Below are 23,988 nucleotides of genomic sequence, written 5' to 3'. Positions count from 1 at the left end.
TGGACCTCCTCAATGCAACCAAACGCGCATCATCGACAGCAGCTGCGCCACGTCGACCGGCTTGGTGATGTAGTCCGAGGCGCCGGCGGCGATGCACTTGTCGCGGTCGCCCTTCATCGCCTTCGCGGTCAGGGTGATGATCGGTAGCGACTTGAACTTGGGAATGCGGCGGATCGCCCGCATCGTGTCGTAGCCGTCCATCTCCGGCATCATGATGTCCATCAGGACGATCTCGATGCTCGGGTCCTTCTCGAGCACCTCGATGCCGTCGCGGCCGTTCTCGGCAAACAAGACCTGCATCTGCTGGCGCTCCAGCAGCGAGGACAGCGCGAAGATGTTGCGCAGGTCGTCGTCGACGATCAGCACCTTGCGTCCCGCCAGGCCGGAATCGAGCGCGTGGATCTCTTCCAGGATCCGGCGCTGGGCGTCGGGCAGGCTGGCCTGCGAGCGGTGCAGGAACAGCGCGGTCTCGTCCAGCAGGCGCTCCGGCGAGCGGGCGTCCTTGACCACGATGGTCTTGGCGTAGCGCTTCAGCTTGGTGACTTCCTTGCGGCCCAGCTCCGCGGCCGTGTAGATCACGATCGGCAGGTCGCGGAGCAGCGGCTGCTTGCCGATCCGGTCGAGCAGGTCGAAGCCGGAGATGTCGGGCAGGGTCAGGTCCAGCACCATGCAGTCGAAGTGCTGGCCGCCCAGGGCCTCGAGCGCCGCCGCCCCGGTTTCCGCGGTGACGATGTGCACGTCGGAATCGCCGATCAGCGAAACGATCGATTCGCGCTGGGCCATGTCGTCCTCGACCACCAGCAGCGAACGCTTGCCGCCCATCAGGAACTTCTGGATACGCGTGAATTCCTCCTGCAGCATCTCGCGGCTGACCGGCTTGTTGATGTAGGAGATCGCACCCTGGCGCAGCGCGCGCTCGCGCTCGCGCAGCGAGGACATCACGTGCACCGGAATGTGGCGGGTGCTCGGGTCGCGCTTCAGGCGGTCGAGCACCGTGAAGCCGTCGATGTCGGGCAGGTCGATGTCGAGCAGGATCGCGGACGGCAGGTAATCGCGCGCCAGCGACAGCGCCGAGTCGCCGCGGTGGGTGACGATGCCCTTGAAGTTCTTCTCGCGGGCGAAGTCGAGCAGGGTCTTGGCGAAGCGCTCGTCATCCTCGACGATCAGCACCGAGGGGTCGCCCGGCACGATCAGGCCGCGGTCGTCCAGCATGCTGGCATACTCGACCAGGCCGGTGGCCGGGTCGGGCACCGCGATCGGCGTCGTGGCGACCACGGTCTCGGCCTCGGACTCCGCTTCCGTGCGGGCCACCGGGGCCGGCAGCGCCGGTGGCTGCGGCTGCGGCGCGGCGAAGCGCGGCGGCTGCGGCTGGCGGGTCTGCTCGTAGTTGATGAAGCCGGCGCGGTTGTAGGGCAGGTACAGGGTGAACGTGGAACCGATGTTCACGGTGGACTCCACGCGGATTTCGCCGCCCAGCAGGCGCGCCAGTTCGCGCGAGATCGACAGGCCCAGGCCGGTGCCACCGTACTTGCGGGCGGTCGAGCCGTCGGCCTGCTGGAAGGCTTCGAAGATCAGCTGCAGCTTGTCGGACGGGATGCCGACGCCGGTGTCGCGCACCGAGAACGCCAGCACGGCGTCCGCATGCAGCAGGTGCGGGTGGTCGGCGGTCCAGCCGCTGGTGACCAGGCTGATGGTCAGCGAGACGTGGCCGTGGCTGGTGAACTTGAACGCGTTCGACAGCAGGTTCTTGAGCACCTGCTGCAGGCGCGTGGTGTCGGTCATCAGCGCGGTCGGCAGGCTGTCCGCCAGGTCGACCTGGAAGCCCAGGTGCTTCGCTTCGGCCATGTGGCGGAAGGTGCGGTCCACGTAGTTGCGCAGGGCCGAGAAGCGGTACTCGGAGACGTCCAGCGTGACGGTACCGGACTCGATCTTCGACAGGTCGAGAATGTCGTTAATCAGGGTCAGCAGGTCGGAGCCGGAGCCGTGGATGGTCTTCGCGAATTCCACCTGCTTGGGCGACAGGTTGCCCTCGGGGTTATCCGACAGCTGCTGCGCCAGGATCAGCAGCGAGTTCAAGGGCGTCCTCAGTTCGTGCGACATATTCGCCAGGAACTCGGACTTGTACTTCGAGGACAGCGCCAGCTGGGTCGCCTTTTCTTCCAGCGCCAGCTTGGCCTGTTCCACCTCGCGGTTCTTGCGCTCCACCTCGATGTTCTGCTCGGACAGCAGGCGCGCCTTTTCCGCCAGCTCCTGGTTGGTCTGCTGCAGTTCCTGCGCCAGCGACTGCGACTGGGTCAGCAACGATTCGGTACGGCTGTTCGCCTCGATGGTGTTGAGCACCACGCCGATCGATTCCATCAGCTGGTCGAGGAAGGACAGGTGGGTTTCCGTGAAGCGGTCCAGCGAGGCGATCTCGATGACGGCCTTGACCTGCTGTTCGAACAGGATCGGCAGCACCACGATGTTGGTCGGCGGCGCCGCGCCCAGGCCGGACGAGACCTGGATGTAGTCGCGCGGGACGTCGGTCAGCCAGATGCGGGTCTTCTCCAGCGCGCACTGGCCCACCAGGCCTTCGCCCGGCAGGAAGGAGGTCGGCAGCTTGCGGCTGGAACGGTAGCCGTAGGATGCGATCAGGCGCAGGCGCGCATCGTTGCCCTCCGAGTCCATCATGTAGAACACGCCGTGGTGGGCGGTGATCAGCGGCGCCAGTTCGGAGAGGATCAGCTTGGTCACCGCGCCGAGGTCGCGCTGGCCCTGCAGCAGCCGGGTGAAGCGCGCCAGGTTGGTCTTCAGCCAGTCCTGCTGCGCGTTCTTCTGCGTGGTCTCCTTCAGGTTACGGATCATCTCGTTGATGTTGTCCTTCAGGTAGGACATCTCGCCGCGCGCTTCCACCTGGATCGAGCGCGACAGGTCGCCGCGGGTCACCGCCGTCGCCACCTCGCCGATCGCACGCATCTGGTTGGTCAGGTTCGCCGCCAGCTGGTTCACGTTCTCGGTCAAGTCCTTCCAGGTACCCGCCACGCCGGACACGTTTGCCTGGCCGCCCAGCTTGCCCTCGGTGCCCACCTCGCGGGCGACGCGCGTCACCTCGGAGGCGAACGAGGACAGCTGGTCCACCATCACGTTGATGGTGTCCTTCAGTTCCAGGATCTCGCCCTTCACGTCCACGGTAATCTTCTTGGACAGGTCACCGCGCGCCACCGCGGTCGTCACCGCCGCGATGTTACGCACCTGGCCCGTCAGGTTCGAGGCCATGAAGTTCACGTTATCCGTCAAGTCCTTCCAGGTGCCGCCCACGCCCGGCACGTAGGCCTGGCCGCCCAGCTTGCCCTCGGTACCCACCTCACGCGCCACGCGCGTCACCTCGGAAGCGAAGGAGGACAACTGGTCCACCATCACGTTGATCGTGTTCTTCAGTTCGAGAATCTCGCCCTTCACGTCCACGGTAATTTTCTTGGACAGGTCGCCGTTCGCCACCGCGGTGGTCACGTCCGCGATGTTACGCACCTGGCCGGTCAGGTTACCTGCCATCGAGTTCACGCCGTCGGTCAGGTCCTTCCAGGTGCCCGCGACGCCAGGCACGTTCGCCTGGCCGCCCAGGCGGCCTTCGGTACCCACCTCCCGCGCCACGCGGGTCACCTCGGAGGCGAAGGAGTTCAGCTGGTCCACCATCACGTTGATGGTGTTCTTCAGTTCGAGAATTTCGCCCTTCACGTCCACGGTAATCTTCTTGGACAGGTCGCCGTTCGCCACCGCGGTGGTCACGTCCGCGATGTTACGCACCTGGCCGGTCAGGTTACCCGCCATCGAGTTCACCGAGTCGGTCAAGTCCTTCCAGGTACCGGCCACGCCCTTCACCTGCGCCTGGCCGCCCAGCTTGCCCTCGGTACCCACCTCACGGGCGACGCGCGTCACCTCGGAAGCGAAGGAGGACAGCTGGTCCACCATCACGTTGATGGTGTTCTTCAGTTCCAGGATCTCGCCCTTCACGTCCACGGTAATTTTCTTGGACAGGTCGCCGTTCGCCACCGCGGTCGTCACCGCCGCGATGTTACGCACCTGGCCCGTCAGGTTCGAGGCCATGAAGTTCACGTTATCCGTCAAGTCCTTCCAGGTGCCGCCCACGCCCGGCACGTAGGCCTGGCCGCCCAGCTTGCCCTCGGTACCCACCTCACGCGCCACGCGCGTCACCTCCGATGCGAAGGAACGCAGCTGGTCCACCATCACGTTGATGGTGTCCTTCAGCTGCAGGATCTCGCCGCGCACGTCCACGGTAATCTTCTTGGACAGGTCGCCGTTCGCCACCGCGGTGGTCACTTCGGCGATGTTACGCACCTGCGAGGTCAGGTTACCCGCCATCGAGTTCACCGAGTCGGTCAGGTCCTTCCAGGTACCTGCGACGCCCGGCACATAGGCCTGGCCGCCCAGCTTGCCCTCGGTACCCACCTCACGCGCCACACGGGTCACCTCGGAAGAGAAGGAGGAGAGCTGTTCCACCATCGTGTTCGCGGTGGTCGCCGCGCGCAGGTACTGGCCCTTCAGCGGGTGCCCATCAACCTCTAATGCCATCGTCTGCGACAGGTCGCCCTTCGCCACCGCGCCGATGACGCGCGCCATCTCTGTGGTCGGACGCACCAGGTCGTCGATCAGGGTGTTGACCGAGCTGATGATGGTCGACCAGCCGCCGACCACGCCCGGCACGTCGGCGCGCTGGGTCAGGTGGCCTTCGCGGCCCACCACGCGCGACACCTCGGTCACCGTCTCGACCATTTTCTGCTTGGTCTCGATGATGTCGTTCAGGGTGTCGGCAATCTTGCCGGACACGCCAGTCCAGTCGGAGGGCATGCGCACGGAGAAGTCGCCTTTTTTCAGCGCCATCAGCGTCGAAAGCAGCAGCTTGACATCCAGCTGTTCAGCCAGGTCGGTCATGTTATTCATTGGCGAGGTTTCCTCGAGGTAGAGAAGGTGCAGAGCGCGCGGGCCGGCATCGCAACAAGGTTTGTTAAATATTGGAAATTCGTAAAGATACTCTTGTGTCTTATCAAGTCAAGCACTCAACAAGTAAAAATGGCAACAGTATCAAGCGGACACTATAAACTTGCGAACAAGCAATTTTGAGCAGACAATTCGCGCGAGCTTAACGAAGTTTGGGAAGGACGGGCGCACGATTGACAGCTTAGGCGGATCGTCTGTTGTGGCAAGGCGACAACTTATATCGAGTAATTGCCAAGATGAAAGTGATTAGAAGAACAATTCCCCGTGCTTTTTGGTTACAACTCAACTAGCATAGGGGGTACCATCCACAGCGCGGGGTTAGCCATGATGAGCGTCGAACTTGACGAGCTGATGCATAGCGACACAGCGTCGAGCTGGGGGGAGGCGCTATTTTCCCTGGGCCGGCACTACGGTTTCGAAAAAGTATTGTTTGCGATCTCGGGTTCGCGCCATGCGCGCCTCGAGCACGCATTCTTCCAGACCAATTACCCGCGCCAGTGGCGCGAACGTTACGAGGCCGACCGCCTCGCCTACGTCGACCCGACGGTCAGCCACTGTCTGTCGAGCACGCTTCCACTGATATGGCAGGCCGACACCTTCCGCAGTCCAGCGCAGCGCGCCATGTATGAAGACGGCTGCAGCCACGGCATCCGCGCCGGCGTGAGTTTTCCCATCCATGGGCCGAACGGCGAGTTCGGGATGCTCAGCTTCGCCTGCGACCGGGGCGCCGAGCGCCCGGAGCGCAAGTCCGAGTTTGCGAAGGAGGTGTCGCCGCTGCTGCCGGAACTGGCGCTGGTGCGCGACCATGCCTTCGCTTCCGGTGTGCGCTTCTGTCCGCCGGTCACGCAGGAAGCCGTGCCACGGCTCACGCCGCGCGAACTCGAAGTGCTGAATTGGGTGATGGTGGGAAAATCTTCGTGGGAGATTTCGAAGATTACCGGCTGCTCCGAGGCGACGGTGAATTTTCACATGGGCAATATTCGCCAGAAATTCAACGTCAACACCCGGCAGCAGGCGGTCGTGCGGGCGATCTCGCTAGGGCTGATTACCCCAGAAGATCACCATCGTTGAGCTTGCCATTCACGTAGAGCTTGAGCAGCAGGGCAACCGGGGCCGGAATGGCCAGGCCGGTTTCGAACCGGCTACCGCTCGACTGCGTCACGCCGAAGCGTCCCCAGAACTTCTCCTGGCTTTCCCGCTTGCTGATGCGGTACTTCTTCAACTCGCTCACGGTCGGAACCAGCGCTGCCTGGAATTTTGCCGCATTGCCCAGCTCGGGCTCCCGCAGGCTTGCTTCGGTAACGAAATCATTAGCCATCGCCGCTCCTCCATTGAAAGGTTGTAAAGATGTGTGGAAGACAAGTATTCCATGCATCATTCATCTGGCGACCTAGCAATATTGATAGTTCCGGCAGGAACTACCCTAGAAAGCGGGAAAGTGTTGTTTCGCTAGTTGATCTACCGCAAACCTGCTGTGTTCGGGCTTGATTTTTCCGTCAATTCTTGCCAAAGGAAAATATAGCTCAGTGCCCACATCGTGGCGGTCTGTTCGTTATTGGCTGCGCCGGCGTGGCCCCCCTCCGTGTTTTCCCAATACAGCACGGCGTGGCCCTGGTCCCCCATCAGGGCCGCCATCTTGCGCGCGTGGCCCGGGTGGACGCGGTCGTCGCGCGTGGAGGTGGTGAACAGCACGCGCGGATAGCGCTGCTGCGGCGACACCCGGTGGTAGGGCGAGTATTCGCCGATATAGGCCCATTCTTCCGGCTGGTCCGGGTCGCCGTATTCTCCGATCCAGGACGCGCCGGCCAGCAGCCGGTGGTAGCGGCGCATGTCCAGCAGCGGCACCTGGCAGACCACGGCCCCGAACAGTTCCGGGCGCTGGGTCAGCGCGGCGCCCACCAGCAGCCCGCCATTGCTGCCGCCCATGATGCCGAGGTGGCGTGGGCTGGTGAGCTTGCGCGCGACGAGGTCCTCGGCCACCGCCAGGAAGTCGTCGAAGGCCTTCTGGCGCTGGTCCTTCAGCGCGGCCTGGTGCCAGCGCGGGCCGAACTCGCCGCCGCCGCGGATGTTCGCCAGCACGTAGACGCCGCCGCGCTCCAGCCAGGCCACGCCGGTGACCCCGCTGTAGAAGGGCGTGAGCGAGACCTCGAAGCCGCCGTAGCCGTACAGCAGGGCCGGATTGGCGCCATCCAGCGGGGTGTCCTTGCGCATCACGACGAAATAGGGGACGCGGGTGCCGTCTTTCGATACCGCCTCGAACTGGCTGACCGCGTAGGGACTGGCGTCGAAGAAGGCCGGCATCGACTTCAGCAGCGTGCGCTGGTCGGCGCCGGTGCCTGCCAGGTAGAGCGAGCTCGGGGTCAGGAAGTCGGTCACGGTCAGGAAGTAGTCGCTCGACTCGATCTCGTCGACGCTGGCCACGCCCAGCGCTCCCATGCCGGGGGAGGCGAGCTCGCGCCGCTGCCAGCTACCGTCCGTGTGGCGCAGTTCGACGATGCGGTTCTTGACCTTGTCCAGCACCGTCAGCAGGATCGCGTCGCGGGTTGCCGCGATCCCGTCCAGCGAGGTGGTCTCGGTCGGAGTGAACAGGGTGCTGAAATCGCGCTCGCCGTCCAGGAAGCGGGAGAAGCCGACCGCCAGCAGGGCGCCTTGCGGGAAGACTCTGCCCTCGACCTGCCAGTCGGTGCGCAGCTGGATCAGCAGCTGGTCGCGCACCGTGAAGGCGTCGGCGTCCGCGGGTTTGGCGATTGCCGTGAGCGCGCCGCCGGCCGGATCGCGCACGAACAGTTCGCTGCTGTAGAAGTCGATCTGGCGCTGCACGAATTGGCGCTCGTGGCCGGGCGTGTAGTCGAACCAGGCGGACGCCGACAGGTCGTCTTCCTGCGCTTCGTAGACCAGACGCGCGTCGGGCAGCGGGGTGCCGCGGGTCCACTCCTTGACCACGCGCGGATAGCCGGAGCTGGTCATCGATCCGGGTCCGAAGTCGGTGGCCACGAACAGGGTGTCGCGGTCGATCCAGGCAACGCTGCCCTTGGCTTCGGGCAGCACGAAGCCATCCTCGACGAAGGCCAGGCGCGCCAGGTCGAACTCGCGCACCACACGGGCATCGCCGCCGCCGCGCGACAGCGAGACCAGGCAGCGCTCGCCGCGCGGCTTCAGGAAGCTGGCGCCGGCCCAGACCCAGTTCTCGCCTTCGTCGGCGGCGAGCCGGTCGAGGTCGAGCACGGTTTCCCATTGCGGCTCGGGCTTGCGGTATTCGTCCAGGGTAGTGCGGCGCCAGATCCCGCGCGCGTGATCGGCGTCGCGCCAGAAATTGTAGAAGCGGTCGCCGTGCCGGCCGACGTAGGGAATCCGGTCCTTCGAATCGAGGATGGTCTTCAGGCGCGTGCGGAGTTCCGCGTAGCCGGGCGCCGCCGCCAGCTCGGCTTCCGTGCCGGCGTTGTGCGTCCCGACCCAGGCGAGCGCGCGCTCCGAGTCGACGTCTTCCAGCCAGAGATAGGGGTCCTGTTCCATCGATTGCATCGTCTGTTCCTTGATTGCCGGGCTCTCGCCATTTGAGGCCGATTGCGTAATACTAGCAATTATTCAACTTTTGCCTGCGACGACACGAACATGGCTGAAGCGAGTACGCGGAATATGGGAAAGACCGTCGGCGCCAGCGGCCCGGTGCGCATCGCTTTGTGGGCCGGCGGTCTGTGGCTGGCGCTGCTGGTGGCGGCCGGCCTGCACATGGGGGCGTCGCGTACCGTCGACGACGCGGCCCAGCGCCGCTTCGACGGCATCACGCAGAGTGCCCGCCAGCGCCTGGACGGCGCCGTGCAGTCCTATGCCCAGGTGGTGCGCAACCTGGCGGCCCTGTACAACGCGAACGGCGGCCAAGTCTCGCGCCTGCAGTTCCACCGCTATGTCGAGTCGCTGGACGTGCGCGCGAACTACCCGGCGATCGAATCGCTGAACTACGGCGCCCACGTCCTTGATGCGCAGCGCGACGCGTTCGTGGCCGCGGTGCGCGGCGACCGCAGCCTGGACCCGCGCGCTTATCCGGACTTCGACATCCAGCCGCCCGGCCGCCGCCCGGCCTATCTGGTGCTGACCTATCTGGAGCCAATGATGGCGTCCCGGCTTGGGGTCGACATGCTGGCGAACAGGCCGGAGGTGGCGCGCTCGCTGGACCAGGCGCGCGACCGCGCGGAGCTGCTGGCATCCGCGCGGCCGCTGAAGCTCGCGATCCCGCGCCACATCCTCGCCTTGACCTTGCGCTTCCCGGTCTACCGCGGCGGTCTGGTGCCGGACAGCGTCGAAGGGCGGCGCGCCGCCTACATCGGCTCGGTCGGCATCGGCTTCTCGATACCAAGCTTGGTGCAGCGCGCGCTGGAAGGCATGGGAGGCCATCCGGTTGCGCTGCAACTGTATCTGGCGGCCGGCTCCGGGTCGCCGCTTGGCCGCCCGCTGGCCGTGACGCAGGCCGACAGCCTGCTGTACGACAGCGCCGAAGGGAAGGCCGTGGCGCCGCGCGCCGACGGCCGGCAGGACAGGGTGTTCGAGACCGTACTGCCGGTGCGCTTCCAGGGCAATCTGTGGAAGGCGCGCTTCGTTGCCGATCGGGCCGGCCTGGTCGACGGCTTCGGGCGCTGGTTCCCGCGCCTGGCCTGCGCCGCGGGCTTCTGCGCGACGCTGCTGATCTACGCGCTGTTCCTCAAGCTGTACTGGTCGCGCCGCGCGGCGGTGGAACAGCGCGTGCTGCTCGACCTGGTGCTGGACAACGTCGACGCCTACGTGGACATGAAGGACCATGAGCGGCGCTTCCGCTACGTGAACGCGAAGACCGCGCTTGCTGCCGGCCTGCGCGCCGAGGAGATGATCGGCCGGCGCGACCGCGACGTGATGCCGGCCGAGCGCGCCGACGCCATGTGGGAGCTGGACCGCCCGGTGCTGGAGACGGGGCAGGGCCGCTCGGTGCAGACCGAGGTCCGGATCGCCGACGGCAGCGTGCGCCAGCTGTGGAGCGTGAAGGTGCCGGTGCGCGCCGACGGCGAGGTGGTGGCGGTGCTGTGCGTATCGACCGACGTCACCGAGCTGCACCAGCTGAAAGCCCGGGCCGACGCCGCCAGCCGGGCCAAGACCGAGTTCCTGTCGAACATGAGCCACGAGATCCGCACGCCGATGAACAGCATCATCGGCATGTCCTACCTGGCGCTCAAGCAGGCGGCCGACCCGCGCCAGCGCGACTACCTGCAGAAGATCCACCACTCGGCCCAGCACCTGCTGGGGGTCATCAACCACATCCTCGATTTTTCCAAGATCGAGGCCGGGCGGATCGAGCTGGAACTGCTCGATTTCACGCTCGATGCCCTGATGCGCAACCTCGCCAACCAGCTCGGCGAGGCGGCCCGCGCAAAGGGCCTGGCGCTGGAGTTCGAGATCGCGCCTGAACTCGATCGCCCGCTGCGCGGCGACCCGCTGCGGCTGGAGCAGGTGCTGCTGAACTTCACCTCGAACGCGATCAAGTTTTCCGAGCACGGGCCGATCGTGGTGCGGGCGCAGGCCGTGCGCACGCTCGGCGCCGACACCCTGGTGCGTTTCGAGGTGCGCGATCGCGGCATCGGCATCGCCCTTGAAGAGCTGCCGCGCCTGTTTTCGCCTTTCCACCAGGCCGACCCCTCGACCACGCGGCGCTACGGCGGCACCGGCCTCGGGCTGGTGATCAGCAAGCAGCTTGCCGAGTTGATGGGCGGCGAGGTCGGCGTCGATAGCGTGCAGGGCGAAGGCAGCAGCTTTTGGTTCACGGCACGCCTGGCCACTCCCGCCGACCCTGCGCCGGCCGCGTGGCGCGCGCCTTCGCCGGCAATGGCGCCTTCCGCGCCGCCCGCCGGCCCGGGCGCCCTGGCCGGCAGTGCGATCCTGCTGGTCGAGGACAATGCCTTCAACCAGCAGGTGGCGCGCGAGCTGCTCGAAGACGCCGGCGCCAGCGTGGTCGTGGCCGGCAACGGCAGCGAAGCCCTGGCGCTGATGCGCGCGCGCGAACCGGGCGCGCCGTTCGGCTGCGTGCTGATGGACGTGCAGATGCCGGTGATGGACGGCTTCGAGGCCACGCGCCGGATCCGCGCCGACGCGCTGCTCAAGGACACGCGCGTGATCGCGATGACGGCCAACGCCGGCCTCGAGGACCAGGCGCGCTGCCTGGCGGCCGGGATGGACGAATTCGTGACCAAGCCGGTCGCCCCCGAAACCCTGGTCGCGACCGTCGCCCGCGCGCTCGGGCGCAGCGTGCAGCGGCCGATGGTGCCGGCCGCGCCGGCGGCGCCCGCGGCCGCGCCGGCGCTGCTCGACCTCGACGTGCTGTCCGATACCTTCGGCGGCAACCCGGACAAGATGCGCAAATACGCCTTCATGTTCCTGGAGACGGCGCGCGAAGGCCTGCTCGAGATCGACCGCGCGCTGGCGGCCGGCGAGGTCGAGCGTGCGGCCGGGGTCGCGCACCGCATCAAGTCGTCGGCGCGCACGGTGGGGGCGCTCGGCTTCGGCGACGTCTGCGCCGACCTCGAAGCCCAGCGCGGTCGCGGCTCGGTCGCGCAGGCGCGCTCGCTGGCGGCGCGGCTGCGCGCGCTGCTGGCGCGGCTGGAACGCCACATTGCCGCCGAACTCGGTGCGCGCCAGCAGGATCAAAAGGTATAAAACCCATCCATTGGCTTGTCCGGTAGACCTCCTTGGTAGTATCCTGCGGGGGTCCAAGCGAAGTATTCCCACCATGCGCTCCCCGATCTCCCCCGGCCTCCTCATCCTGCACGGCAACCAGATGGAATTGCTGCGCGCCGCCGTCTTCGACTGGCTGCGCGCGAATCCGCTCGGCCCGCTCGAAGAGGAAATCATCCTCGTGCAGTCGAACGGTGTCGCCGAATGGCTGAAGATTTCGCTGGCCGAGGAGCTGGGCGTGTGCGCGGCGACCCGGGTAGCGCTGCCGGCGCGCTTCCTGTGGGAGGCGTATCGCGGCATGCTGGGGCCGGAACGGGTGCCGAAGCGTTCGCCATTCGACAAGGATGCGCTCACCTGGCGCCTGATGCGCCTGCTGCCCGAGGTGCTGGCCAAGGAAGCATTCGCACCGCTGCGCCACTTCCTGCTGGACGGCGACCCCGAGCGCCGGCTGCAGCTTGCCGAGCGCCTGTCCGACCTGTACGACCAGTATCAGGTCTACCGCGCCGACTGGCTGACCGACTGGGCCCAGGGCGAGGACCAGCTGCGCCGGCCCGGCGGCGACCCCGTTCCGCTGGCGCCCGACCAGTGCTGGCAGGCCCAGCTCTGGCGCGAGATCCACGAAAGTCTGCCGCCCGAGCGGCGCTGGTCGGGCCGCGCCACCATCCACCAGCAGTTCATGGCCGCGGTCGAGGAAGACCGCCAGCCGGCCCAGCGCCTGCCGCGCCGCGTGGTGCTGTTCGGGATGTCGACCCTGCCGTACCAGACCATCGAGGCGATGGCCGGCCTGTCGCGCCACACCCAGGTGCTGCTGGCGGTGCCGAACCCCTGCCAGTTCTACTGGGGCGACATCATCGAGGGCCGCGAGCTGCTGACCGCCGCCTACCGCCGCCACCAGTCGCGCAAGGGCAGCAACCTGGCCGAGGTGCCGGTCGAGGAGCTGCATGCGCACAGCCACCCGCTGCTGGCCAGCTGGGGGCGCCAGGGACGCGACTTCGTGCGCATGCTGGACGAGTTCGACGGCGGCCAGGGCGCGAAGTTCGGCAACCTGCGGGTCGACCTGTTCAATGAGGGTGACGACGGCATGCTGCTCTCGCAGGTGCAGGCGGCGGTGCGCGACCTGCTGCCGCTGTCCGAACATCCGCACGTGCCGCCCGAACCGGGCGATCGCTCGATCGAATTCCACATCGCCCACAGCGCCCAGCGCGAGGTCGAGGTGCTGCACGACCAGCTGCTGTCCTGGTTTGCGCAAGATAACGATCTGCGGCCGCCGCTTCGACCTCGTGATATCGTCGTGATGGTACCGGATATCGACTCGTTTTCCGCCGCCGTGCACGCGGTGTTCGACCAGCACAAGCGGAGCGACCCGCGCTACATTCCGTTCGAGATCGGCGACGTCAAGGACCGCAGCGTGAACCCGCTGCTGGTGGCGATGGAATGGCTGCTGCGCCTGCCGCAGCAGCGCTGCCGCCAGAGCGAGGTGCGCGATCTGCTGGACGTGCCGGCGCTGGCCGCACGCTTCGGCCTGGAACAAGACGACCTGCCGACCCTGGGCCGCTGGATCGAAGGCGCCAGCGTGCGCTGGGGCCTGGACCAGCGCCACCGCGCGGGCCTGGGCCTGGGTTCGGCCGGCGAGCAGAATTCCTGGCTGTTCGGGATCCGGCGCATGCTGCTGGGCTATGCCACCGGCGCCGGCCCGAGCTTCGGCGACATCGAGCCGTACGCGGAAGTCGGCGGCCTGGACGCGGCCCTGGCCGGCGCCCTGGCCGAACTGGTCGAGTCCCTGCTGGCCTGGCGTGACCTGCTCGACGCGGTGCTGCGGCCGGCGGAATGGGGCGAGCGCGCCCGCGCCCTGATGGCGCGCTTCTTCCGCGCCAGCGACGACGACGACCGCATGATGCTGAACCAGCTCGAGGAATCCCTGCAGTGCTGGCTGGAGATCTGCGAGAACGCGCTGTTCGACGAGCCGGTGCCGCTTGGCGTGATGCGCGAAGCCTGGCTGTCGGAACTCGACCAGCCGGCCCTGAACCACCAGTTCGTGTCCGGCGGCGTGACGTTCTGCACCCTGATGCCGATGCGCGCCGTGCCCTTCAAGGTCGTGTGCCTGCTCGGCATGAACGACGGCGACTTCCCGCGCCGCGGCCACCAGTCCGACTTCGACCTGCTGGCGCTGCCGGGCCTGCAGCGGCCGGGAGACCGCTCGCGCCGCGACGACGACCGCTACCTGATGCTGGAGGCGCTGCTGGCGGCGCGCGAAAAATTCTACGTGAGCTGGGTCGGGCGCAACGTGCGCGACAACACTGAACAGCCGGCCTCGGTGCTGGTGTCGCAGCTGCGCGACTATCTGAAGTCGGGCTGGGACCTGGACCTTGACGAGCGCACCACGGTGCACGCGCTGCAGCCGTTCTCGCGCCGCTATTTCGAGCGGGGCGGCCTGCTGACCTATGCCGGTGAATGGCGCTCGGCGCACCGGGACCAGCAGGATGATGGCGCGGGGGAAGATGATTCGCTGCCGCCCTACGAGCTGGAAGCCGACTACCGCCTCAAGCTGGGCGAACTGGTCTCCTTCCTGCGCCAGCCGGCGCGCTACTTCTTCCGGCGCCGCCTGGGCGTGAATTTCGGCGGCAACGAGGTGGTGGGCGAGGACGAGGAGCCGTTCTCGCTCGATGCCCTCGAACGCTTTTTCCTGGAAGACGAGCTGCTCGACGACAACGGCAGCCCCGAACCCCAGGACGAGGTGCGCCAGGTGCTGGATGCGCGCGCCGGGCGCCTGGTGCGCGAGGGCAGGTTGCCGATCGGCCTGGTGGGCCGGCAATGGCAGCAGCAGCTGGTCGAGGACCTGGTGCCGGTGCGGCGCAGCTGGCTGGCGCTGGGAGCCCGTTATCCGGCGCCGGCGCCGAAGCTGGCGGTGAGCCTGGAACTGCAGGGCGGGGACGCCGGACCGATCCTGCTGGACGACTGGATCGACAAGCTGCGCAGCAAGGACGGCGACACCGTGTGGCTGCTGCAGATCTCGTCCAAGGTCCTGGACCGCAAGGGCGCGCCGCGTGGCGACAAGCTGATCGGCCCCTGGCTGCGCCAGCTGGCCGCCGCGGCCAGCGGCGCCAGCCTGACCGGCTACCTGGTGGCGCGCGACGCGACCCTCCAAATGGCGCCGCTCGATGCCGGCGCCGCGCATGCCGTGCTCGAGAACCTGGTGGCGCTGTGGCGCGCCAACCTGGACCGGCCGCTGGCGGTGGCCTGCAAGACCGCGCTGGCCCACCTGGCCGGCGGCGATCCGCGCGAGGTGTATGACGGCGGCTTCGAGCTCAGCGGCGAGGTCGACGACCCCGTGCTCGCGCGCCTGTGGCCGGAGTTCGCCGTGCTGCGCGCCGCGGGCGACTGGCCGCGCACCGCCGAGGCCCTGTACGGACCGCTGGCCGCCTGGCTGGGCGACAGCGTGAGCGTCACGAAATTCGGCGACGGCGAACAAGGGAAGGAAGCCGCATGAGCGAGCTGCTCGATCCCCTGACTTTCCCGCTGCACGGCTCGCGCCTGATCGAGGCCAGCGCCGGCACCGGCAAGACCTGGACCATCGCCGCGCTGTATTTGCGCCTGGTGCTGGGACACGGCAACGCCGGCGGCGAGGACAATGGCTTCGTGCGTCCGCTGCTGCCGCCCGAGATCCTGGTGATGACCTTCACCCGCGCCGCCACCCGCGAACTGTCGAACCGGGTGCGCGAGCGCCTGGTGCAGGCGGCCAGCTATTTCCGTGGCGAGGCCGATGCCGACGACCCCTACCTGGAAGCGCTGGCCGAGGCTTACGCGGACGAATCCGCGCGCCTGGTCGCCGCGCACCGCCTGGTACTGGCCGCCGAGACGATGGACGAGGCGGCCGTCTTCACCATCGATGCCTGGTGCCAGCGCATGCTGCGCGAGCATGCCTTCGACAGCGGCAGCCTGTTCGACGAGGAGCTGGTCAGCGACGAGCGCGCCCTGTTCGAGGATGCCGCCAACGACTACTGGCGCCAGCACGTGTATCCGCTGAACGGCCATGCGCTGACATCGCTGCTGGCCGTCTGGCCCGACGTCGGCGCGCTGAAGGGCGCGGCGCGCGAACTGGTGCAGCGCGCCGAACTGCTGGGCCCCGACTGCGTCGACGAGAACGGCAAGCCGAACGACATGGCGCCGCTGGGTGCCGTGATCGCCGGCGTCGAGCGCGCCCAGCAGGCCGGGCTGGCGCGCCTGAAGGAAGGCTGGCGCGAGCGCGCGGATGCGATGGAAGCCTGGATCGGCTCCCACAGGGCGGCGAATCCGAAGTGCTTCAACGGCACCAAGCTGAAGCCCGACTCGCTGGTGAAGTGGTTCGAGGCCCTGCGTGCATGGGCACTCGATCCGGCGCGGGTGCAGCCCGACCTGGGCGACACGGCCTGGCGTCGCCTGACCCCGGACGGCATCGCCGATGCTTACGCCAAGGGTTTCAGCGCCGACGTGCCGGAGTGTTTCGACCATACTGAGGCGCTGAAGGAAGCGCTGGACGAGATCGAGCCGATGGCGCACGCGCTGCTGCGCCACGCCGCCTGCAACATCGCGCGCCGCATGATCGACCTGAAGCGCCGCAACCGCCAGTTCGGTTTCGCCGACATGCTGGCGCGCCTGAAGGCCGCGCTGGAAGGCGCGAACGGCGAGGCACTGCGCAAGCGCATCCTCGACCAGTTCCCGGTCGCGATGGTCGACGAATTCCAGGACACCTCGCCCGACCAGTACCGCATCTTCGACCTGTTGTACCGCGTGGCCGACAACATTCCTTCCCACGGCCTGTTCCTGATCGGCGACCCGAAACAGTCGATCTACGGCTTCCGCGGCGCCGACATCCATAGTTATTTATCCGCGCGGCGCGCCACCGCCGGACGCCATTACCAGCTCGGCACCAACTACCGCTCCACGAAACAGCTGGTGGCGGCCGTCAACCGGCTGTTCGCTTATGCGGAGGGCGACCATGCGCATCCGGGCTATGCGGCCGGCGCCTTCCGCTTCCGCAAGGAAGGCGAGAATCCGCTGCCGTTCGAGCCGGTCGAGGCATTCGGGCGCGGCCAGGAGCTGGTCGGCGTGGACGGGCCCTACCAGGCGCTGGCGGTGGCCCTTAGCGCCCGCGAGGACCTGCGCGCCGAGGACTACCGCGATTTCTTCGCCCACCACTGCGCCGAGCACATCGTCACCCTGCTGAACGACCCGAAGGTGGGCTTCCGCGACCGCGACGGCGGCGTCAAGCGCCTGATGCCGGCCGATATCGCGGTGCTGGTGCGCGACCGCCGCGAAGCCTCGGCGATCCGGCGCGCGCTGGTGCAGCGCAAGGTCGCGAGCGTCTACCTGTCCGACAAGGATTCGGTGGTCGAGAGCCAGGAAGCGCTCGACGTGCTGCGCTGGCTGCAGGCGATCGCCAGCCCGCTCGACGGGGTACTGGCGCGCACCGCCTTCGCCACCGCCACCTGCGCGCTGCCGCTGACCGAGCTGGCGCGCCTGTCGAGCGACGAACTGGCCTGGGAACAGCGGGTCGAACAATTGAAGAACCTGCACCAGACCTGGCAGCGCCAGGGCGTGCTGGCGATGCTGCGCCACTTCATCCACGAACTGGGGCTGCCGGCCAAGCTGCTGCGTGCCAGCGGCGGCGAGCGCAGGCTCACCAATTTGCTGCACCTGGCCGAGCTGCTGCAGGAAGCCAGCCGCGAGCTGGATGGCGAACAAGCCCTGATCCGCTGGTTCGCCGAGCAGGTCGAGGGCCTGGGCGAGGGTGGCGACGAACGGGTCCTGCGCCTGGAGTCGGACGCCGAGCTGGTCAAGGTCGTCACGGTGCACAAGTCGAAGGGCCTGGAATACCCGCTGGTGTATTTGCCGTTCGCCGTCACCGCGCGCAAGACCGACCGCCGCAACCGCGCCTTCTTCGACTACGTGCATGAAGATGGCGCGCGGCGCATCGACCTGGCCCTGAGCGAGGATGCCTTGAAAGCCGTCGACCGGGCACGCCTGGAAGAAGACCTGCGCCTGCTGTACGTGGCGCTGACCCGCGCGCGCCACTTCCTGTGGCTGGGCGTGGCGGCGGTGGCCGCCGGCCGCAAGGGCGAGAACCGGCTGCACGAATCGGCGCTGGGCTACCTGCTGACCGGCGGCGAGCCGATCGGGGCCGCGGCCATGCACGAACGCTGGGAGCTGCTCCGCGGCGGCCTCGATGCGATCGACCTGCACACGCTGGACGCGCCCGAAGGCTGCACCGTGCTGCGGCGCGCCGACGTGCGCCCCGAACTGGTCGAGGCCCCGGCCTACGTCACCCAGTTCGAACGCAACTGGGCGGTCGGCTCCTTTACCTCGCTGACCCGCCATACGGTCGCGCCGCCGACGCGGCCGCAGGAAGAAAACCTGCTGGAAGAGGAGGAGCCGGGCACGGTCGAAGTGCAGAAGGTGGAGGACACGCCCTGGCACCGCTTCCCGCGCGGTGCCACGCCCGGCAACTTCCTGCACGAGCAGCTGGAGTGGATGGCGCAGGAAGGCTTCGGCCGCATGGACGAGGACGAGCTCTACATCCGCCGGGTCCAGCGGATCCAGCGCGCCGGCTGGGGCAATCGCGTGGACGATGCGATGGCCTGGCTGGACGCGCTGGCGACCACGCCGCTGCCTCCGGTCGGCTGCGCGCTGGCCGAGCTCGAGGAAGTCGTGCCGGAGATGGAGTTCTGGTTCCCCAGCCGCGCCCTGGACGTGGGCGCGCTGGACCGGCTGTGCCGCCGGCGCCTGCTGGGCGACGTCGCGCGCCCGACCCTGCCGGAGCGCCGGCTGCACGGCATGCTGAAGGGCTTTACGGACCTGGTGTTCGAATGCCACGGGCGCTACTGGGTGCTGGACTACAAATCCAACGCGCTCGGCCCCGGCGATGCCGCCTATACCACAGCCGCGATGGCGGCCGCGATGGCCGGCCACCGCTACGACATCCAGGGCGCGATCTACCTGCTTGCCCTGCACCGCCTGCTGCGCGCGCGCCTGGGCGAGCGTTACGACCCGCGCGAACAGCTGGGCGGCGCGGTGTTCCTGTTCCTGCGCGGGATCGGCAACGAGAAGACCCGCGGCTGCTACCTGATCGAGCCGGACATGGAACTGCTCGACGGACTCGATAAGCTGCTTGAAAATGAATAATCCGATTGACCCCGACAAGATCGACGTCTTCTGGTCGGAGGTGGAGCGCCTCACCGAGGCCGGCGAGCTGCGCCGCCTGTCCGGCGCCTTTGCCCGCTTCATGGCCAGCCTCGGCCCGGCCCCCGGCCCGCTGCTGCTGGCGGCCCTGGTGCTGTCCGAACTGGAAGGACGTGGCCACAGCTGCCTGCTGCTGTCCGACCTGGCCGAGGACGCGGCCGCGCTGCTCGGCCTGCCCGAGGAGGAGTGGAAGGAACTGGCCGCCGGCATCAAGCCGCTACCGAAGAACGCCAAGGGCTGGATCGCCCAGCTGGCCGGCTGCGAGCAGGTGTGGCAGGTCGGCGAATTCGATTACGGCCAGCCGCTGGTGCTCGACGATTCCCGTTTGTACCTGCGCCGCTACTGGCGCGACGAAACCCTGGTGGCGTCCTGCGTGCGCGCCCGCGCGGGCGAGCGCCAGGCGGTCGACGCCCCCGCCGTGCGCGCCTGGCTGGAACTGCTGTTCGCATCGCAGCGCGCCGCTGACAAGCCGGACTGGCAGAAGCTGGCCTGCGCGATCGCCCTGCGCGGCAAGATGGCGATCATCACCGGCGGTCCCGGCACCGGCAAGACCTACACGGTGGCGCGCCTGCTGGCGCTGCTGTTCGCGACCGCGCCGGACGCCGCCCGCCAGCGCATCGCCCTGGCGGCGCCGACCGGCAAGGCGGCCGCGCGCCTGAAGCAGTCGATCGACAAGGCCCTGAACGAGCTGGCCGAGCGGGTCGGCGAGCAGCTGCCGCTGCGCGAGCTGACCGCGCGCATGGGCGCCGCGCGCACCTTGCACAGCCTGCTGGGCGCGCGCCCGGACAGCCGCGCCTTCGCCCACCACCGCGGCAATCCGCTCGACGTCGACGTCCTGATCGTCGACGAAGCCTCGATGGTGCACCTGGAGATGATGGCCTCGCTGCTGGACGCGCTGCCGCCCACCGCGACCCTGGTCCTGCTGGGCGACAAGGACCAGCTGGCCTCGGTGGAGGCGGGCGCGGTGCTGGGCGACCTGTGCCACGACGCGCAGGCCGGCAACTACGACGAGGCCACCGCCGCCTACGTGCGCGACGCCGCCGGCGAGGAAATCCCGCCGGCCTACGTGTGCGGGGGAGGCGCGCTGGCCCAGCAGACCGTGATGCTGCGCCACAGCCGCCGCTTCGGCGGGCCGATCGGCCAACTGGCGCTCGCCGTCAACGCCGGCGACGTCGACGCCGCGGCCGCGGTGCTGCGGGCCCGGGGTGCCCTGGGCGTCGAGGTGGCCCACGCGCTGCGCTGGATCGAGCACGCCCAGCAGCAGCACGCGATCGGGCTGGCGCTGGAGGGCTACCGGCCCTACCTGCGGCTGCTCGGCGAAGCGCAAGACGGGGTTGAGGGCGGCGCGCACGAGGACTGGGTGCGCGCGGTGCTGCAGCGCTTCGAAGGCTTCCGCATCCTGTGCGCGGTGCGCGAGGGCGAGTGGGGCGTCGAGGGCCTGAACACGGCGATCGAACAGCGCCTCGGCGATGCGGGCCTGATCCGCCGCTCGGGCGACTGGTATGTCGGCCGCCCGGTCATGGTCACCCGCAACGACTACGCGACCAATGTATTCAACGGCGACATCGGCCTGACCCTGGCCGACCCGGCGCGCCCCGGCTCGCTGCGCGTCTACTTCCTCGAAGGCGACAAGGTGCGCAGCGTGCTGGCCACCCGCCTGCGCCATGTGGAGACGGCGTATGCGATGACGGTCCACAAATCGCAGGGTTCGGAATTCGCGCACACCGTGCTGGCGCTGCCGAAGGAGGGCGGGGCGGTGCTGGCGCGCGAACTGGTCTACACAGGCATCACGCGCGCGAGCCGCGAATTCACCCTGCTGACCCCGGTGCCGGGCGTGCTGGGCGAGGCGATCGGGCGGCGCACGCATCGGGCGAGCGGCTTGCGCGGGATGGTCGAAAAATAAGTGTCGTTCCCGCCTCCGCGGGAACGACGGCCCCGGCGTTAAGCTTTCAAGCCTGATTTGCGCCAGTCTTTGCTTTCCATGTGGCAACAATGTTAAAGTTGCACCTTGGTAACTTAGCGGAGACTGTGCCATGCTGATCCTTGTCGGTTTCGCCATCGTGCTGATGGCCGTGTTCGGCGGCTTCGTGCTCCAGGACGGCCACCTGGCCGCGCTGTTCCAGCCCTATGAACTCTTGATGATCTTCGGCGGCGCGCTGGGCGCCTTCGTGATCGGCAACGACCGCAAGGCGATCTCGCTGACCTGGCACAGCATCCCGATGCTGTTCCACGGCTCGCGCTACACGCGGGAACTGTACATGACGCTGTTGGCGCTGATGTTCGACCTGCTCACCAAGGTCCGGCGCGAAGGCCTGATGTCGCTCGAGGACGACGTCGACTCGCCCTACGAGAGCCCGATCTTCGGCAAGTATCGCCTGGTCCTGATGGACGAGCACCTGCTCGATTTCATGACCGACTACCTGCGCCTGCTGGTGTCCGGCACCATGAATGCCTACCAGCTCGAGAACCTGATGGACAACGAGATCGAGACCTATCAGGAAGACTCGGACATCCCGGTGCAGGCGATCCACAAGCTGGCCGACGGCATGCCGGCCTTCGGCATCGTCGCCGCGGTGATGGGCGTGGTGCACACGATGGGCGCGATCGGGCGTCCACCGGCGGAACTGGGCAGCCTGATCGCGGCCGCCCTGGTCGGCACCTTCCTCGGCATCCTGCTGTCGTATGGTTTTGTGGCGCCGCTGGGCAGCCTGCTGCACCGCCGCCACCAGGAAGTGGTCAAGGCCCTGCAGTGCGTGAAGGTGACCCTGCTGGCCAGCATGAACGGCTATGCGCCGACCATCGCGGTCGAGTTCGGGCGCAAGGTCATATCAAGCACCGAGCGTCCGAGCTTCGCCGAGCTGGAAGGGCATGTGCGGCAGCTGAAGTCGCGCTGAGCCGGCGCGGCCGGCCGCTCACAAGCCGGCCAGCCAGGCCTCCAGGAACTGCACGCATACGCGCACGTTCGCGGACGTGCCCAGGCGGGCCGGATAGATGGCCCAGACGTCGGCCTGCTGCTGGTATTCCGGCAGCACCCTCACCAGGCTGCCGTCGGCCAGGCTGCGGCCCACATCCCAGATCGAGCGCAGGATGATGCCATGGCCGTCGATGGCCCACTGGTGCACCAGTTCGCCGTTATTCGTCGACAGCGGGCCGCGCACGCGTACCGCTTCCTCGCCGGCCGGGCCGCTCAGCTTCCAGCGCCCGACGTCCTGGTCGCGCTCGCGGATCGCGATGCAGCGGTGTTGCGCCAGCTCCGCCAGCCGGCGCGGCGTGCCGTGCTGCTCCAGGTAGGCCGGCGCCGCGCACAGCACGCGCTGGTTGGCGGCGATGCGGCGCGCGATCAGGTGCGGCTCCTGGACCTGGCCGACGCGGATGTCGAGGTGGAAGCCTTCGGCGATCAGGTCGACCGGCCGGTCCAGCAGCTCCAGCTGCAGTTCCAGTTCCGGATATTCCAGCGCCAGCTTCGAGATCGCCGGGGCGACCCGGTTGCGGCCGAAGCCCGAGCTGGTGCACAGGCGCAGCAGCCCGCGCGGGGCGGCACCTTTCTGCGAGATCGCCTCGCCCAGTTGGTCGACGTCTTCGCGGATCCGCTGCGCCCATTGGTGGACGACCGTGCCATGATCGGTCAGCGCCACCTTGCGGGTGGTCCGGTGCAACAGGCGCACCCCGAGCGTCTGTTCCAGCACGGCGATGCGCTTGCTGACGAAGGCATTCGATACCCCGAGCTCCTGCGCCGTCGCGGCGAAACTCTGCTTGCGCACGACCGCGCAAAAGAGGTTCAGGTCGTCCAGCAGAGGTTTCTGATTATTCACGCTTTGTGTTCTATGGATTCACGATTTTGGTGATTATACGTCAGTCCGTATTCGGTAAGATGTGCCTGTAACGTCAACATTTCTTCACAGGAAAGTGTACCGCCATGAAAAAACACAAGATCGCAGTCATCGCCGGCGACGGCATCGGCAATGAGGTGATGCCGGAAGGTTTGCGCGCGCTCGAAGCCGCCGACCGCCGCTTCGGCCTCGGCCTGGAATTCACCACCCTCGAGTGGGCCAACTGCGAGTATTACCTCAAGCATGGCCAGATGATGCCGGACGACTGGCGCCAGCAGTTGGAAGGCTTTGACGCCATCTATTTCGGCGCGGTCGGCATGCCGCACCTGGTGCCGGACCATATCTCGCTGTGGGGCTCGCTGCTGAAGTTCCGCCGCGACTTCGACCAGTACGTCAACCTGCGCCCGGTGCGCCTGATGCCCGGCGTGCCCAGCCCGCTGGCCAACCGCAAGCCCGGCGACATCGACTTCTACGTCGTCCGTGAAAACACCGAAGGCGAATACTCGTCGGTGGGCGGCAAGATGTTCGAAGGCACCGACCGCGAGTTCGTGGTGCAGGATGCGATCTTCACGCGCAAGGGCACCGACCGGATCCTGAAGTACGCCTTCGACCTGGCCCAGAGCCGTCCGAAGAAGCACCTGACCTCGGCCACCAAGTCGAACGGCATCTCGATCAGCATGCCGTACTGGGACCAACGGGTCGAGGAAATGGCGCCCTCGTATGCCGACGTCAAGTGGGACAAGTACCACATCGACATCCTGTGCGCGCGCTTCGTGCTGTCGCCGGAACGTTTCGACGTGGTGGTGGCGTCCAACCTGTTCGGCGACATCCTGTCCGATCTCGGCCCGGCCTGCACCGGCACGATCGGCATCGCGCCCTCGGCCAACCTGAACCCGGAGCGCAACTTCCCCTCGCTGTTCGAGCCGGTGCACGGTTCGGCGCCCGACATCTTCGGCAAGAACATCGCCAATCCGATCGGCATGATCTGGTCCGGCGCGATGATGCTCGATTTCCTCGGCAATGGCGACGCCACCTACCAGGCCGCCAGCGACGCCATCATGAAGGCGATCGAGCAGGTGCTGGCGGAAGGACCGAAAACGCCGGACCTCGGCGGTAGCGCGAATACCACCGAATGCGGCAAGGCGATCGCCGCGGCGATCTGAGCTTGAGCCGGACGTGAAAAAGGCCGCAGCGGTTTCCCGCTGCGGCCTTTTGTATTGGGTGCGCCCAGCATGGGCGCACTCCTGTGGGTGCA

At 67.5% G+C, this 23,988-nt stretch carries 11 protein-coding genes; 7 read left to right on the top strand and 4 right to left on the bottom strand.

Going from position 1 to position 23,988, the window contains the following annotated elements; genetic code table 11:
- Window positions 1-9: 9 nt before the first annotated feature.
- Window positions 10-4,938 carry a HAMP domain-containing protein gene (locus ACI48D_RS23780; RefSeq protein WP_435573713.1) on the bottom strand — a complete coding sequence of 1,643 codons (4,929 nt, stop codon included), beginning with the start codon at window positions 4,936-4,938 and terminating at the stop codon, window positions 10-12.
- Between the two features lie 381 nt (window positions 4,939-5,319).
- Here ACI48D_RS23780 and ACI48D_RS23775 point away from each other — a divergent pair, with 381 nt between their 5' ends.
- The gene (locus tag ACI48D_RS23775; protein ID WP_435573712.1) at window positions 5,320-6,066 is read left to right on the top strand and encodes a helix-turn-helix transcriptional regulator; all 747 of its coding nucleotides are present in this window, start codon (window positions 5,320-5,322) and stop codon (window positions 6,064-6,066) included.
- Here the strand turns inward: ACI48D_RS23775 and ACI48D_RS23770 are convergent.
- Together ACI48D_RS23770 and ACI48D_RS23765 are read right to left on the bottom strand one after the other, a co-directional pair.
- On the bottom strand, window positions 6,041-6,313 hold the full coding sequence (locus ACI48D_RS23770; RefSeq protein WP_435573711.1) for a helix-turn-helix domain-containing protein: 273 nt from the start codon (window positions 6,311-6,313) through the stop codon (window positions 6,041-6,043). The two genes, ACI48D_RS23775 and ACI48D_RS23770, sit on opposite strands and share 26 nt — an antisense overlap.
- A gap of 140 nt (window positions 6,314-6,453) precedes the next feature.
- Window positions 6,454-8,517, bottom strand: a complete 2,064-nt coding sequence (locus ACI48D_RS23765; RefSeq protein WP_435573710.1) for a prolyl oligopeptidase family serine peptidase — start codon at window positions 8,515-8,517, stop codon at window positions 6,454-6,456.
- Window positions 8,518-8,607: 90 nt separating this feature from the next.
- Between ACI48D_RS23765 and ACI48D_RS23760 the strand changes: the two genes are divergently transcribed.
- The 5 genes from ACI48D_RS23760 to motA all read left to right on the top strand — a co-directional run bounded on the left by ACI48D_RS23760 (window position 8,608) and on the right by motA (window position 21,797).
- Window positions 8,608-11,670, top strand: coding sequence for a CHASE domain-containing protein (locus ACI48D_RS23760; protein ID WP_435573709.1), 3,063 nt, complete (start codon window positions 8,608-8,610; stop codon window positions 11,668-11,670).
- Window positions 11,671-11,743: 73 nt separating this feature from the next.
- Window positions 11,744-15,175, top strand: a complete 3,432-nt coding sequence (gene recC / locus ACI48D_RS23755) for an exodeoxyribonuclease V subunit gamma (RefSeq protein ID WP_435573708.1) — start codon at window positions 11,744-11,746, stop codon at window positions 15,173-15,175.
- A complete protein-coding gene (recB, locus tag ACI48D_RS23750) occupies window positions 15,172-18,846 on the top strand; it encodes an exodeoxyribonuclease V subunit beta (protein ID WP_435573707.1) in 3,675 nt (1,224 codons plus the stop codon). The genes recC and recB overlap by 4 nt, the downstream gene beginning before the upstream one ends.
- A complete protein-coding gene (gene recD / locus ACI48D_RS23745; protein ID WP_435573706.1) occupies window positions 18,839-20,806 on the top strand; it encodes an exodeoxyribonuclease V subunit alpha in 1,968 nt (655 codons plus the stop codon). Before recB ends, recD begins: the two co-directional genes overlap by 8 nt.
- A 130-nt stretch (window positions 20,807-20,936) precedes the next feature.
- A complete protein-coding gene (gene motA / locus ACI48D_RS23740; protein WP_435573705.1) occupies window positions 20,937-21,797 on the top strand; it encodes a flagellar motor stator protein MotA in 861 nt (286 codons plus the stop codon).
- An 18-nt stretch (window positions 21,798-21,815) separates the two neighbouring features.
- Here the strand turns inward: motA and ACI48D_RS23735 are convergent, their stop codons facing one another.
- Entirely contained in the window at window positions 21,816-22,715 is a 900-nt protein-coding gene (locus ACI48D_RS23735) for a LysR family transcriptional regulator (RefSeq protein WP_435573704.1), read from the bottom strand.
- Between the two features lie 104 nt (window positions 22,716-22,819).
- On the opposite strand from ACI48D_RS23735, the gene ACI48D_RS23730 reads away from it, so the two are divergent.
- Window positions 22,820-23,896: a tartrate dehydrogenase gene (locus ACI48D_RS23730; protein WP_435573703.1), complete on the top strand. Its 1,077-nt coding sequence runs from the start codon at window positions 22,820-22,822 to the stop codon at window positions 23,894-23,896.
- The last annotated feature ends 92 nt before the right edge of the window (window positions 23,897-23,988 follow it).

The sequence above is a fragment of the Massilia sp. LXY-6 genome (genome assembly GCF_051233485.1).
GTDB lineage: Bacteria > Pseudomonadota > Gammaproteobacteria > Burkholderiales > Burkholderiaceae_D > Telluria.
This window is presented reverse-complemented; position numbering and strand designations above follow the sequence as displayed.

Excerpts from the sequence above, each read along its gene's own strand:
- ACI48D_RS23780 (WP_435573713.1), bottom strand. The coding sequence starts at position 4,938 with ATGAATAACATGACCGACCTGGCTGAACAGCTGGATGTCAAGCTGCTG.
- ACI48D_RS23775 (WP_435573712.1), top strand. The coding sequence starts at position 5,320 with ATGATGAGCGTCGAACTTGACGAGCTGATGCATAGCGACACAGCGTCG.
- ACI48D_RS23770 (WP_435573711.1), bottom strand. The coding sequence starts at position 6,313 with ATGGCTAATGATTTCGTTACCGAAGCAAGCCTGCGGGAGCCCGAGCTG.
- ACI48D_RS23765 (WP_435573710.1), bottom strand. The coding sequence starts at position 8,517 with ATGCAATCGATGGAACAGGACCCCTATCTCTGGCTGGAAGACGTCGAC.
- ACI48D_RS23760 (WP_435573709.1), top strand. The coding sequence starts at position 8,608 with ATGGCTGAAGCGAGTACGCGGAATATGGGAAAGACCGTCGGCGCCAGC.
- recC (WP_435573708.1), top strand. The coding sequence starts at position 11,744 with ATGCGCTCCCCGATCTCCCCCGGCCTCCTCATCCTGCACGGCAACCAG.
- recB (WP_435573707.1), top strand. The coding sequence starts at position 15,172 with ATGAGCGAGCTGCTCGATCCCCTGACTTTCCCGCTGCACGGCTCGCGC.
- recD (WP_435573706.1), top strand. The coding sequence starts at position 18,839 with ATGAATAATCCGATTGACCCCGACAAGATCGACGTCTTCTGGTCGGAG.
- motA (WP_435573705.1), top strand. The coding sequence starts at position 20,937 with ATGCTGATCCTTGTCGGTTTCGCCATCGTGCTGATGGCCGTGTTCGGC.
- ACI48D_RS23730 (WP_435573703.1), top strand. The coding sequence starts at position 22,820 with ATGAAAAAACACAAGATCGCAGTCATCGCCGGCGACGGCATCGGCAAT.